Here is a 13,600-nt window from a genome sequence, read left to right on the forward strand (position 1 = left end):
TTTACAGCTTAAATTCCCTGAAATCTAACACCTTTTAACAAACTTTATTGATGTTTTAATATTTCCAGTATAGGCTTAGGAACGGTTATTGGACTTTTATGAACACACCCCAAATAAAATAATATGAAAAAGTTACTGTTAGCAGCTATAGGCTCAGGAATATTGGCCGTGAGCTGCGGAACCAAAGAATCCACGATGTCACCTAAAAATTCTGACTCGGCTGCAGTAGACCGTATGAAAACCGTACCACCTTCTACAACTGACACTATGAAAACGACTACTCCTGATACCATCAGGAAGAAAATGGATTCGGCGGCAACGGCTCCACCGGCTAAATAATATATCATGTTTAATTTAAAATGGAAAATCCACAGATGAAAGCGCTGTGGATTTTTTTATGACTTCATAGCAACCGGTTCTACGGAATATCCTAAGCTTTTAAACTGCTCTATCAGTCCGCAGCTGTAGGAGAAATGCCCCAGCCCCACTGCTACAAAAATATTCTTTTTCTCTATCAGCCCGGGAAGAATCTTCATCCACTTACCATTTCTTTGGGTAACAAGGATCTGGTCCCTTTTGTTAAGGCTTTCACAGGATTTATTAAAGATATAGCGGTCCTTCAGCTCAAAGTAGTCATTCTGCATTCCCCTGCATTTATTATCATTGGATGCCATAGCCTTTTCATATCTTTTTAAGGTTCCTTTTATCACCGCTGTTCCGGATTTGTATCCTGATATTTTCGATTCTTCTATATAATTCTGCTGCATTTCTGAAGTTTCAAGATACGCCATCTCCTTACCGTTCTCTTCGCCTTGTTTTTGAATGTAGCTGTCCAGCATATATTTATCAGAACCCGTACATCCGGATTTCCAGATTCTCAGCTGCAGCATTTTTACAATTTCATCCCGGCGCAGCTTTTTGATGTTTATTCCTGTGTTTTTAAAAACAGATTTCAGTCTTGCATACTCCTCCGGCGACAGTTTAGCTTCAAGATCATTGGAGTCTTCCCGGGTGTTGAATTCATCAATAACTTTATCTCTTTTTGTTTCCGTTTCTGTTATCACCATATCACAGGACAAAAGAGAAGTATTAATAACCGGATACTTATGATAAAATGATTCACCGGCCATGTGCATGGTTCCAAAGAAATAAGAAATATGTTTTCCGTTCTTTGAAGTGATTTTCCATAGATAGGTTTCCTGTGCAGAACTAAATGCTGCCACCACTACAAACAGCATAATCAGGCTTTTAAATACATTATTTTTCATAATTGTCTATGTTTATTACTCAAAAATAAGGGGCTGTACAAGCAGAAAATTGTAAAAATGTAAACATTGAAGGAGCAACGGTCTTCTTTATTGATTTTTAACCGGCCTATAGACCAGGCAGACAAAGAAACTATCTATTACATTAGAATTAATTTTTCACAAAATCCATAACAGGTTGTTATAAAAATCTTATTATTTTTTTATATTTGATTACACCAAACATCAAAATAATAGAATATGAAAAAAACATTGATAGGAACAGCTTTGGGATTGATCTTTCTGGTAAGTTGTGCTCAGAATAAAGAAAAAAGAGAAGAATTCAAGGAAGCTCACGATAAAGATTTTATGAGAAACAATATGGGATCTACTGCTGTTTCCCATTCTGAACCTGCTGTAATTTCTAAAGATTCTGCAAAAGTAAAACCTGATAGTTCAAAAGCTAAATAATACAAAACAAATCCGCGGCAATGCCGCGGATTTGCACTTAAAAAAACTTGACTGAAAAAAACCGGGCAATCAACCCCGATTGTATGATATATAAATTCTAATTGTGTTTACCCATCAGTAAAAATCTGTTTCTACTAAAATTAAGGGCCGGATAAAGTCTGAAATTGAAGTAAACTTTACCTGATTTTAATTAAATATGCCGGTATTTTAAAAACAAAAATCTTCCGTATAAAGCTGGCGCAAAGATATAGCAGTGAACAGCTTACATAAAACAATAGGTTATCAGTTTTCATGAAAATGAAAAGACAGAATGCTTAAAACAGGCTGTATTTTAATTGTTTTCACGAAAATGGGTATTATCCGGCTGCGTTTCTGCATCAAGATGTTTAATGTAAGCCGAAGGAGAATAATCTGTAACTGCTTTAAAGACTGATGCAAATTTACTGTGCGAAGAAAAACCGCACTCATCTGCAAGAATACTGATCTTATACTGTCTGTACCGATCATCATTAATCAGCTTATCTACAATATAATTAATTCTCAAACGATTGACATAAGTTTTAAAGTCTGCATTTTTATGCTGGTTAATCACATAAGAAAGATACTTTGTATTGGTATTGAGCTCAGCGGCCAGAAATGATAGTGACATGTTTTTGTTGTTATACAATTCTCCCTTTTCAAAATCTTCCAGAAGTTCCAGAAGCTTGGTCTCTGTTTCCTGAGTCATGAGGGGTTCGTTTTTTTTCTTATTAATTTCGTTATCTTTATCATCTACTTCTTCAACTGAAATATTGGAGAATTCTAAACCTCCGGACGACTTTTCCTGTAGAGTTTCATCCTGACTGGTAATCAGCTGTATCTGCGTCCTTATAATGTTTCTTAACTTTGACCGTTGCTTTTTCTGTTTGACCCTGAAGAATATGACAAGACCTACCAGAGAGGTAAACAATACAATAATTGCTGCATTTTTAATGATACTGACCTCTACATTTTTTTTATAAAGTTTCGGTCTATTCTCAACAACTGCACCGGTGATCTCACGACTCCGGGCATTCATATCTTCATAAGCTCTTACATACTTTACGGCATACAATGAAGCTTTAAAATTATCCCCTATTCCTTCATAATAATCATTAATATTGGAGTAAACTGCTTTTTTCAGCTTAAGGCTCTGGGAGCTGTCGGCAATTTTTTCAGCTTTTTTAAGATACACCTCAGCTTCATTCCAGTTTTTCTGTTTCAGGCAAATCCCTCCAAGGCCATTATAAACTAGTCCCAGAATGCAGCAGTCTTCTTTCAGCAGTGATTCTGCCTCATGATAATAGGTTTCTGAAAGCTCATAATTTTCAAGCCTGAAATAAACATAGCCCAGCATCTGAAGAGAAGCCGCCTTGGGCCTTTCATTATATCCTATATCAATTTTTTCAAATTCTTTCAGTGAGCGTTCAATATAAGGAACAGCATTGGGAAAATTTCCTGAATCCATTTCGTAATAAGCCAGCTCCTGATTCAGCAATCCTGCTGCTTCACTTCTTTTACCTGGATCACTGATCTGTCCGGCAGATTTTAATCCCAGAAGGGTATATTTCTTTGATCTTTCATGTAAGCCTACCAAACGGTATTCTTTGGCAAGAAATTCATTAACCCTGGTGACCCATTCTGCATCTCTGATCTGGTTCAGCAGGGAATGGGCGTTTTCACCATAACATAGTGCTTTCTTAAATTCTCCGGCAAAATGATAAAGCTCCGCAGCAAGTATAAGACTCTTAACCTTTTCCAGAGGTTCATGTGCAGACATATATAGGGAATCTGCCTTTTTCAGAGCCTGGGGAATATCTTTTGGAGCAACCTGAACAGAAGTTCTTTCACAGATCTGATCGAAACTGTACTTTTTCTGGGCCAGAACAGGTACAGCAGTTATAAATAAAAACAAAAATTTCAACAGACTTCTGGACATAAAAGAATAAATTATTATGTAGATTGTATAATAATTCATCATTTTCATGGAGTGTCTTTTTGTTTTTTACAAAGCTACTAATATTTTATTTTTCAATGAAACATTATCTTATTATTTATTTTTTTAACTAAAAATGTAAATTAAATTTATTTTAATAACAATACTATCAAAATATGCGTTAAATTTTCTAAATAAATCACAACAATATTGTAAATAAAATTTTCGTAACTATTTTCAATTTGCATCGACTGATATGTTATCATAATTATTACATTTGTAAACAATAAAAAGTTTTATGAAAAAAATAGCAATACTTTCCTCTTTATTTATAGGAGTTTTATCCTGGGCACAGGGAATTAAATTTGAAGACAGCAATTTCGCTGCGATTCTGGCAAAAGCCAAAAAAGAAAACAAACTGGTATTTGTTGATGCTTACGCGTCATGGTGCGGACCATGCAAACTGATGGTGAAAAATATCTTCCCGCTTCAGACGGTAGGAGATTATTATAATTCTCACTTTGTAAATGCAAAGATTGACATGGAAAAGGGAGAAGGAATTGGCCTGGCAAAAAAATACAATGTAAAGGCATTTCCAACGTATCTTTTCATTAATGGTGATGGTGAAGAGGTACACAGAACTTTAGGGTATGTGGAAGAAAAAGACTTCATCCAGTTTGCTAAAGATGCAGAGGATCCTAATAAAAGACTGACTTCATTGAAGCAGAAGTTTGAAAAAGGAGAAAAGGATCCTGAATTCCTTAAAAACCTTGCCGGACTTACCATCTACAATGATGCAGATTTTGCCGGCAAAGTACTGGACCGTTATTTCCAGCAGAAAACAACTTTAGACCAGGAAGATGTGCAGATGCTTCTTTCCGGCCTTCAGAGTACAGAAAGCCCTGTATACAAGATTTTCCAGTCTAAAAAAGCTGATATCCTCAAAATCGTTCCTGAAAGTCAATATGACAGGTTCGACAAGAGCATCAAACTGAACACTATTGCTAAAAAGGCATATAATGCAGATACCAAAACATGGAATGACAGTTATTTCATTACAGAAACTGAAAAGTTCATGACCAAAGAAGAAGCTGAAAAAACGCTGAAAAGAGCAAAAGCTTCCAGAGCTTTAAAAGATAAAGATATTCCGGCTTACGAAAAACTGACCCTTGAACTGTATCAGGACATCAGTAAAGCAAGCTATCAGGAATTAAACTCCATAGCATGGAATTTCTTTGAGAATGTTAACAGTAAGCCTTCTTTACAGCAGGCCATCGTATGGGCTCAGGAGTCGGTAAAGAAAAAAGAAGAATATGCCAATACAGATACATTAGCGAATCTTTATAACAAGATTGGAGATAAAAAGAATGCAAAAATCTGGGCAGAAAAAGCAATCCAGCTGGCTAAAGCTGCAGGAGAAGACTCAACAGACACTGAAAAATTACTGAAAAGTCTTTAATCAATACCATTTAAAAGCCCCGCAGAAAATTCTCTGCGGGGCTTTTTTATTCTTAACAGGCAAATTTTATTTTTGTCTGTCTTTTCGTTTTTTAATATTCAAACAAAACACTTCCCCAGGTAAATCCGCTTCCGAATGCTGAAAGAAGAACAAGATCTCCTCTTTTTATTTTTCCTTCTTCAATGGCTTCACTTAAAGCAATAGGGATAGATGCAGCTGTTGTGTTTCCATATTTCTGAATATTATTATGGATTTTTTCATCCGGAAGTCCGAATTTCTGCTGTACAAACTGGGCAATTCTAAGATTGGCCTGATGCGGAATGAACATATCCAGATCTTCAATCTTTTTCCCTGCCTTATCCAAAGCTTCCTGCATAGTTTCCGGGAATCTTGTTACAGCATGTTTGAATACGAAGTTTCCGTTCATGATTGGGTAGACTTCTTTATTCGTCACGTTTTCCGGTTCTTTCCTCATCCTGTCGCTCCATCCGAATTTAGACCCGGGGAACTGGGTGCATAATTCATCTGCATATTTTCCTTCAGAATGCATATTTACAGCTAAAATATCTCCTGCATTTTCGTCTTCTGTAGCGGAAAGCACAATAGCTCCTGCCCCATCTCCGAAAATTACGGAAACTCCTCTTCCCTCATCAGAAAAATCAAGTCCGAAAGAATGAATTTCTGCACCTACAACCAGAATATTTTTATAGGTCCCCGATTTAATGAAGGCATTGGCAACACTCATCGCATAGACAAACCCTGAGCATTGGTTTCTTACGTCTAAAGCACCAATTGTTCCGCATCCAAGCATTTCCTGAAGCAATACTCCGCATCCAGGGAAATAATAATCCGGTGAAAGGGTTGCAAAAATAATATAATCAATATCCTGAGCTGTTAACCCGGCTTTTTTAATCGCTTTTTCGGAAGCTTTGAAACCTAAATAAGCACTGGTTTCCTGAGAGTCATTCCTGTTTTTCCTGTGTCTTCTTTCCTTGATTCCTGTTCTTTCCGTGATCCATTCATCATTGGTAGTCATTAGTTTTGCTAGATCATCATTGGTAACAACATTATCTGGCACATAAAATCCGATCCCTTTTATTGTACTTTTAATCATATAGTTTTTTAATTTTGGCAAAGATAAACTTATTTAACACATAGTATTTCAAAATATTAGTATTTTTATTATATGCCAATTGATACAATATACAGAGATTCCCAATGCGAATGGGTGGATGTAGAAGCCCCTACAGCAGAGGATCTGAAGTTTCTTCACGAAAGATATGAGATCAACAATCTTCTTCTGGAAGACACCATGGATCCTAATCACCTTCCGAAATATGAAGAAGACGGAAATGTAAAATTCTTTCTTTTGCGTGAAAGCACGGAACTGGAAAGGAAAAACCTGAACACGATCAGTGATATCAGTACCAAGATCGGGATCTTTCTGCTGGACAACACCATTATTACCATCCACAGGATGAAGACGAAAAGCATTTCGGAGACGAAAAAACAGCTTTCAGCCCAACAGGCAGAAGCTTCGCCTTCTAAAGTAGCTTTAATGATTGCGCTCCTGATCATGAAAAGTTTTGATGATGAATCCGTAAGCCTTCTGGAAACCATGGATAATATTGAGAACGAGATCTTTCTTAAGAACACCAACCATACGAACCAGATCCGGAGGCTTTATAAGCTGAAAAGAAAATCGGGACTTAATTCGCGGGTGCTTGTAATTTCCACAGATGCCGTGGATAAATTCAAATTATTAAACCTGCAGGATTCTGAAATTGTTGATTTAAAAGATAAACACAAGGATGTTGTTGCCGATTTTGACCATCTGAATATTCAGATTACCAACCTTATTTCCATGTTCCTGGCTCTTTCCGATCAAAAAGCCAATCAGGTCATGAAAGTACTGGCCATCTATTCAGTTTATTTCTTACCGATCACGTTTATTGCCGGGCTGTATGGAATGAACTTCGACAATATGCCGGAACTTCATCATAAATATGGCTATTTTATAACCGTTGGAGTAATGGCTTTGGTGGTGATTTGCACCTTTATTTATGCGAGAAGGAAACAATGGTAACCAGCCTGTAATATTCTCCCCCCAATAAACACCCCCAACTCTAAAATATCCACCATGAAAACCGAAGACCTGAATACAATTCTTAAAGACGATATTCTTTCCGCGGAATCTAAAGAAAAACTGATTGCTCTGCATGAGAACATCTCGTCCAAAGAGTTTTCTGATCTGCTGGATGTTCACGGAAACCAGTATGTGGAATTTGTACAGGAAGGCGGCGGTGTATGGGGAAGCGCACTCGTCGGTTATCTTTACGGGCTGGAAATTTTTGGTGTCCGTTTTCTGAAAGTGGCAGGAACAAGTGCCGGAGCCATCAATACCATGCTTATTGCAGCCTGCAAAACAAAAGAAGAGGCCAAAAGCGAAGTCATCAAGGACATTTTATTCAGCTGGAATTTTGCGGATTTTATGGATGGGAAAACGTACGTAAAAACCACCATTCACGCTATGCTGAACAATAAAAATTTCTTTAAGATCAATATCATTATTGCTATAGCATACATCATTCTTCTCATCACCATTCCTTTTGCGGTTCCCTCTGAAACGATTCTGAATGCCAAACTGATGTTCTTAATTCCCCTGATTCCGGCTGTCATCCTTTTTTTCTGTATTAAAAAGCTTTATAATAACTTCAGAAAGGCCAACAGCGGGCTCAATCCCGGAAATATTTTTTTAGATACTATGAAAGCTGCACTTGACGGTTTCGGCATCAAAACAGTTGCCCAGCTCAATCAAAAGTTTATTCGGAAAGAACATCATCTGAACCTTAGCTACCGTTACGGAAACAATCAGGAATATTATCAGAAAACCCTGCAAAGTATTGAGGCCATCAAGAATAAAAATATTGAGCACATTGATCTGACCCGATATAAAATTTTCTATGAAAGTGCTGCCAATAATGATTATTATAAAAACAACCCTTTTTATAAACTCCGGTCGGAATATGTAGTCATTGCTACAGACATCAATGCCAAAATAAAAGTAGAACTTCCTACAATGGCTAATCTATACTGGTCTGAAGAGGAACTGAAACACATCAGCCCTGCTGAATTTGTAAGAGCTTCAATGTCTGTTCCTTTCTTTTTTGAACCGTTTCAGAAAAGAATCAATAAAGATGAAGATTCTGTAAAATATGCCTGGAAATTCTGGATGAATACAAAACCTGAAGACATCTACCCTGCCGGAATTTTTATCGACGGTGGCAGTATTTCTAATTTTCCGATCGATCTTTTCCATGCCGATGATGTTTTTTATCCCAGATTGCCGTTATTCGGAGTACAGCTTACCAATGATTCTGACCTTCTTTCAGAGAAAGGGAAAACCAGTGAGGAAATTCTTAAAACTCCTTTTTCGTATGCAGGGAACATCATCAGCACTTTAAAAGGGTTTAATGATAAATCTTTCCTTACCAAGCACAGTTTTTACCGTCTGTTCAGCATCCAGTCTGTCAACTGCGGAACCAGCAGTTGGCTGAATTTCTTTATGAAAAAGGAAGAGAAAGAGGATCTTTTCAACAGAGGTTTTCAGGCGGCTTTAGATTTTCTTAATCAATTCGACTGGGAAAAGTACAAATATGAAAGAATGATGCTTTCAATGAAAGACAAAAAAATCCTGAAGGAAGAAGATACTCCAACGGTGGGGTAAGGAATTTTGAGTATTTTCAATTATTAAACTCTGAAGAAATTTCAATAATCAGAATACATGAACTGGATGATCAGAAGCACTAAAAAGGTGAAATTTCATACCAACCTTCAGGAAGTTTTAAAGCCTGTCTGGGAAGATCTTACCGCCTACAACTGGATTCTTACTGATCCTGATTTCGTGTCTGACGATATCATTCCTATTACCTTTGACCATGATTTTTTTATTTTGAACCACGGACAGTTTGAGCAGATTTATAACAGCAATACTCAGATCATCTGGGGAATCATTGCAGCTGTACCTTCTGCTATTGAACCGGATTCACTGTATATTTCCCGATTATCTGCTGAAGATCCTGATGTCTGGAAAAGCAATCATTTTTCAATGGAAGAAAGCATTTTAGAAATTATAGCTTTTGATAGTGGCTATACCATCGTAAAGTTTAAAGATAAAACCCTTTCTGATCGGTTTAAAGATTATTTCCAGGAGCAGGCAATGGATTTAGATTACTTTAATAAGAAATAACATCAACATTATTTTATACTATTAACTAATTGAAAATGAATTTATTTTTAATAAAAAGTTATATTTATATTTTGTAATTTCACCTATAATTCGCAAAAGCCCAACTTTCAAAACTAATATTTATGAAAAATATATTTACTTTTTTGTGTACTGTATCATGTATGGCCGTTTACTCACAAGGCTGGATACAAACCTGGAAAATAGCACAGTCTGAAAGAAATGTAGCCGCGGTTTTTGGCTTTGATATTCTACTTAAAAATAATGTTCTGTATTCCAGTGCTACGGGAAATAATACCGATTCCAACGGGCAGAACTCTATATTTCAGGCAGGCAGCCTGTATGTATTTGAGCTCGAAAATAATACATGGATACAGAAAGCTAAGATTGTTCCCAATGACCGGGCTATGGTTGACGGATTCGGAAAAAAATTTGCCGTAGACAATAATGATCTTTTTATCAGTGCTCCTTATAAAGACGGAAACCTATTTACTAATCAGGGAGCAGTGTATCGTTTCAGTAAAAACAATGCCGGAAACTGGATTCAACTTCAGAAAATTGACCCGCCCGCAGCCACTACTGAAGGAGGATTCGGATCAAGTCTGTCTGCAGAGTCAGGAGTTCTGGCTGTTGGATCTCTTCAATCTGATGTTTCGATTTTTGAATTTAGCAACACCACACAGCAATTTGAGCTGACGCAAAGTCTTCCTTTTTCAAACAACGGAAGTATCAATAATCCCACAGTCTTTATAAAAGGGAACAAGATATTTACAGGAAAACGAAATGCAGAGGTTAATGGTACTCCTAATGCCGGTCAGGTTAATATTTACGGTAAAAATGCAGCCGGAATCTGGGAAATCAAACAGACCATTGATTCTCCTGTGGCGGGAGAAACTGAATTTGGATCTAATGTTTATGCAAAAGATGATTATCTTTTAGTAACAGCCTATTCGGGTTTATTTGTTGCTGTTTACAAGTACAATTCTACATCGGACAGCTATGAATATAAACAAACCATTAATGATGACAACACTTCTTTTTTCGGGACTTCGGTTTCTATTGAAAACAATACCCTGGCTATAGGAGCTCCCAGCTCTATGAACGGGACCATTAATAGCGGAAGTGTCTTCATTTATAAACCTAAGACAGATAATGAATGGGCACTCACCCAAAAGATCTACCATTCCAATCCTTCTTCTTTTGATAATTTTGGCCGGGGAGTAAGTATCAGCAACGGAATGATTGCAGCAGGGGCTCCTCATCATGCTCTGGATCCTGCGGGAATGAATTATATATCCACAGCGGGCTCCGTATATGTGTTTAAAGATCCTACCCTGTCTGTTCATGAAGCTGAACCCGGGACTTCATTTCAGCTATATCCCAATCCTTTTTCCCATTCTGTTTCCATCCAGCTGGGAAAACTGTATGAACAGCTAACCGCAGAAGTATTTGATCTTTCAGGAAAAAAAATATTTACCGAAAACTTTTCACGAAAACAGGCTATTGATCTGCATTTAGGATTTCTTACTTCAGGAACTTATATGGTTAAAGTTTATTCAAAGAACAGCACACTGATAAGCTCAAAGATCATTAAGAAATAGTCCTCAATAACAGATAAATACAGTATGGAAGAGTTTATAAGAGCTATATAAAATTGATTTTATGCTACACTGCATCTAAGAATTGAAGATACATCGGGACACTTTTTTCAATCCATTCTTCTGAAGGATCGTTTTCTATTCCGTAGTATACAAAAGGTTCCTGATAGTCTGCTTTTATATAATCAAAAGTCAGTTCATAGGGTCTGAAAAGCTCGTTCATTGTATATTTATATTTTCCTGAAGCACTATATCCATCCTGATCAATTCCTGCGGAAACTGCCAGTGACATTTTCTTTCCTCCAAGTTTATAGCCGCTTTTACTCCCGTAGGCCCAGCCATATAAGACAACCTCATCCAGCCATTTTTTCAGAAGCGGAGGGCTGCTGAACCAGTAAAAAGGAAACTGAAAAATAATTTTGTCATAGGCTTCCATTAAATGCTGTTCTCTGGCGACATCAATTTTTTCATCGGGGTATTCTTCATACAATGCATGAACCGTATATTTTTCAGGATACTTTTTCAGCTCTTCCATCCATCTTTTATTGATTACTGATTTCTCTATATCCGGATGAATGACGATAACTAATGTTTTCATTTTTAATTCGATTTCTGTTACAAAATTAATATACGTAACTTACATTTCGTACATTAGCAACCTATTGTATGGTACTATAAAAAATGTAAGTAATGACTAAAATAAAGGAAACCTCCACTAATTTCGCTAATAAAAAAGCCCTTGCCGACGAATGTCCCGAAGTATATGCTTCCAACCTGATCGGAGGACAATGGTCTTTGGCAATCTGCTGCTATCTCATTAACGGAAAACTCAGATTCGGTGAGCTGAAAAAATGTCTTCCCAACATCACAGAACGTATGCTCACGCTTCAGCTCCGACGGCTGGAAGAAGAAAAGATCATTACCCGAAAGGTTTATGCCGAAGTTCCTCCCCGCGTGGAATATGAACTTACAGAAATAGGATATCAGCTTAAAACCATTATTCTTGAACTTGAAAAATGGGGAAAAGAACACAAACTGGCTGTTCAAAAGATATAAGGGCAAGAAAGCCGGAAGATGGAAACTACTCTTGTCCGGGACCTTCTAAAAAGTCTTTTATAGAATAGACAATTCCTTTGTTTATATTTATATTTTTCAGCTTTATATATATTTTTAGCGAATTAAAAATAAAACAATAGTAAAAAACAGAATTATTTTAATTTTTATCACTATTACGTTGAATTATTTTCTATTATAATATTATAAATGGTTTTTTTTGTAGATTTAATAAACATTATCCATCAAATAGATACTATGAAAAATCTGACTTTTTTAATCTGTATGACAGCTGCTTTATGCTGCGGAACTTATGCCCATGCCCAAAAGATCTCTGACGGCGAAACAATAGATGTAAACGGCATGAAAGTTACTTTCTCTATTCTTAACAAAGAAAGCATACAGGCAGGCGGAAAGCCTTATGACCGTTATAAAGTTTCTGCATCTGTAAAGAACACAACCGATAAATCTTATAATATCAGACTCTCTGCTTATCCCCAGATCATAAGTGATACAGGCATCGTAGAGCTGAACTGCATCAATGCTACGGGGGCAAAGCTTACTTCTAAAAAGATCCAGCTGAAAATGAAAACCCAACTCATTAATGTAACCTATTCTGCTTATGACAAATCCGGTAAATATATAACCAGTACCATTCCGGTAACAGGAAGTTATTATTTCGATTCCGGAGATACCATCAATGATAATGCTATTTTTATTGTTCCCCAGGGTGAAAAGCCTGATGTTTCAGTGCGAAGCTTACGATAGAAACATCTTTATAAACTAAATTCGGGGTTACAGGATGCGGCGGCTCCGCCGCCGCATCCTGTAACCCCGAATTTTACCTCATTATTTTAAGATCCTTCTGTTTCCTTCCACAAAGGCTTTTGTTCTAAAACCCGGGCATGTATCGGGCATGTTTCCTGATGCGCCCCTTTCAGGTATCCGGTGCTCATCAGAAATTCATTTACAATTTCGCCTCCTGTAAATTTGAATGTTTTTTTAAACAGCTTCATCCACTCCTGAAGCGTTTTGGGATGATGATGATTCAGCCATTTCTCGAATGAGCCGAATTCAGCCTGTAGTTCCAGGATCGTTTTGGCATTCTCAATAGCTGCATTCACTTTCAGTCTGTTTCTGATAATTCCCGGATCGCCCAGGAGCCTTTCACGGTCTTCTTCCGTATAGGAAGCAATTTCCCGGATATTAAAATTGCTGTAAGCTTTCCTGAAGCTTTCTTCTTTTTTCAGGACTGTTTCCCAGCTTAATCCTGCCTGATTGATTTCCAGGATCAGTCTTCCAAATAATTCATTATCATCATGGATCGGGAATCCGTAATAATTGTCGTGATAGTTTTTATGCAGTTCCTTTCTGCTTTCGGGCTGCATTCCGGATATAGCTAAGCAATAACTCATTGAAATATATTTTCGTTTAAACAAAATTTTTTAAAGCTAAAAAACTTTTCAGCCTATAAAGATAAGGCAGGATGCTGACAACTGTTTGTCAGCAGTATTAAAAAAATGAATATTTTCTTTCGTTTTTTTAATAGTTTGTTTTCTTTACCGTTGTTTCACA

General features: G+C 36.9%; 14 protein-coding genes. 9 read left to right on the forward strand and 5 right to left on the reverse strand.

What is annotated here, in order from left to right; genetic code table 11:
- Nucleotides 1-123 precede the first annotated feature (123 nt).
- A complete protein-coding gene (locus tag AOB46_RS02945) occupies nt 124-339 on the forward strand; it encodes a hypothetical protein (protein ID WP_062696536.1) in 216 nt (71 codons plus the stop codon).
- Nucleotides 340-395: 56 nt separating this feature from the next.
- Here AOB46_RS02945 and AOB46_RS02950 read toward each other — a convergent pair whose 3' ends face one another.
- Nucleotides 396-1,268 carry a TraB/GumN family protein gene (locus AOB46_RS02950; protein ID WP_062696537.1) on the reverse strand — a complete coding sequence of 291 codons (873 nt, stop codon included), beginning with the start codon at nt 1,266-1,268 and terminating at the stop codon, nt 396-398.
- A 237-nt stretch (nt 1,269-1,505) separates the two neighbouring features.
- On the opposite strand from AOB46_RS02950, the gene AOB46_RS02955 reads away from it, so the two are divergent.
- Nucleotides 1,506-1,715, forward strand: a complete 210-nt coding sequence (locus tag AOB46_RS02955; RefSeq protein ID WP_062696538.1) for a hypothetical protein — start codon at nt 1,506-1,508, stop codon at nt 1,713-1,715.
- Between the two features lie 331 nt (nt 1,716-2,046).
- Here AOB46_RS02955 and AOB46_RS02960 read toward each other — a convergent pair whose 3' ends face one another.
- Nucleotides 2,047-3,648, reverse strand: coding sequence for an AraC family transcriptional regulator (locus AOB46_RS02960; protein ID WP_157845031.1), 1,602 nt, complete (start codon nt 3,646-3,648; stop codon nt 2,047-2,049).
- Nucleotides 3,649-3,967: 319 nt separating this feature from the next.
- Between AOB46_RS02960 and AOB46_RS02965 the strand changes: the two genes are divergently transcribed.
- Nucleotides 3,968-5,128 carry a thioredoxin family protein gene (locus tag AOB46_RS02965; RefSeq protein WP_062696540.1) on the forward strand — a complete coding sequence of 387 codons (1,161 nt, stop codon included), beginning with the start codon at nt 3,968-3,970 and terminating at the stop codon, nt 5,126-5,128.
- Nucleotides 5,129-5,219: 91 nt separating this feature from the next.
- Here the strand turns inward: AOB46_RS02965 and AOB46_RS02970 are convergent, their stop codons facing one another.
- A complete protein-coding gene (locus tag AOB46_RS02970) occupies nt 5,220-6,242 on the reverse strand; it encodes a 3-oxoacyl-ACP synthase III family protein (RefSeq protein WP_062696541.1) in 1,023 nt (340 codons plus the stop codon).
- A gap of 72 nt (nt 6,243-6,314) precedes the next feature.
- Between AOB46_RS02970 and AOB46_RS02975 the strand changes: the two genes are divergently transcribed.
- The 4 genes from AOB46_RS02975 to AOB46_RS02990 all read left to right on the forward strand — a co-directional run bounded on the left by AOB46_RS02975 (nt 6,315) and on the right by AOB46_RS02990 (nt 10,975).
- Nucleotides 6,315-7,214 (forward strand): CorA family divalent cation transporter, encoded by a 900-nt coding sequence (locus tag AOB46_RS02975; protein ID WP_062696542.1) that lies wholly within the window; start codon nt 6,315-6,317, stop codon nt 7,212-7,214.
- Nucleotides 7,215-7,268: 54 nt separating this feature from the next.
- Nucleotides 7,269-8,855: a patatin-like phospholipase family protein gene (locus AOB46_RS02980; protein ID WP_062696543.1), complete on the forward strand. Its 1,587-nt coding sequence runs from the start codon at nt 7,269-7,271 to the stop codon at nt 8,853-8,855.
- A 57-nt stretch (nt 8,856-8,912) separates the two neighbouring features.
- Entirely contained in the window at nt 8,913-9,377 is a 465-nt protein-coding gene (locus tag AOB46_RS02985; protein ID WP_062696544.1) for a hypothetical protein, read from the forward strand.
- Nucleotides 9,378-9,499: 122 nt separating this feature from the next.
- Entirely contained in the window at nt 9,500-10,975 is a 1,476-nt protein-coding gene (locus AOB46_RS02990) for a T9SS type A sorting domain-containing protein (protein ID WP_082377002.1), read from the forward strand.
- Between the two features lie 64 nt (nt 10,976-11,039).
- Here AOB46_RS02990 and AOB46_RS02995 read toward each other — a convergent pair whose 3' ends face one another.
- A complete protein-coding gene (locus AOB46_RS02995; RefSeq protein WP_062696546.1) occupies nt 11,040-11,570 on the reverse strand; it encodes an NAD(P)H-dependent oxidoreductase in 531 nt (176 codons plus the stop codon).
- 92 nt (nt 11,571-11,662) lie between these two features.
- Between AOB46_RS02995 and AOB46_RS03000 the strand changes: the two genes are divergently transcribed.
- Nucleotides 11,663-12,028, forward strand: a complete 366-nt coding sequence (locus AOB46_RS03000) for a winged helix-turn-helix transcriptional regulator (protein ID WP_062696547.1) — start codon at nt 11,663-11,665, stop codon at nt 12,026-12,028.
- A 255-nt stretch (nt 12,029-12,283) separates the two neighbouring features.
- Nucleotides 12,284-12,793: a hypothetical protein gene (locus AOB46_RS03005; RefSeq protein ID WP_062696548.1), complete on the forward strand. Its 510-nt coding sequence runs from the start codon at nt 12,284-12,286 to the stop codon at nt 12,791-12,793.
- A gap of 86 nt (nt 12,794-12,879) precedes the next feature.
- On the opposite strand, the gene AOB46_RS03010 is transcribed toward AOB46_RS03005, so the two are convergent.
- Nucleotides 12,880-13,440 carry a DNA-3-methyladenine glycosylase I gene (locus AOB46_RS03010; RefSeq protein WP_062696549.1) on the reverse strand — a complete coding sequence of 187 codons (561 nt, stop codon included), beginning with the start codon at nt 13,438-13,440 and terminating at the stop codon, nt 12,880-12,882.
- Nucleotides 13,441-13,600: the final 160 nt, after the last annotated feature.

It is taken from the genome of Chryseobacterium indologenes (assembly GCF_001295265.1).
GTDB lineage: Bacteria > Bacteroidota > Bacteroidia > Flavobacteriales > Weeksellaceae > Chryseobacterium > Chryseobacterium indologenes_A.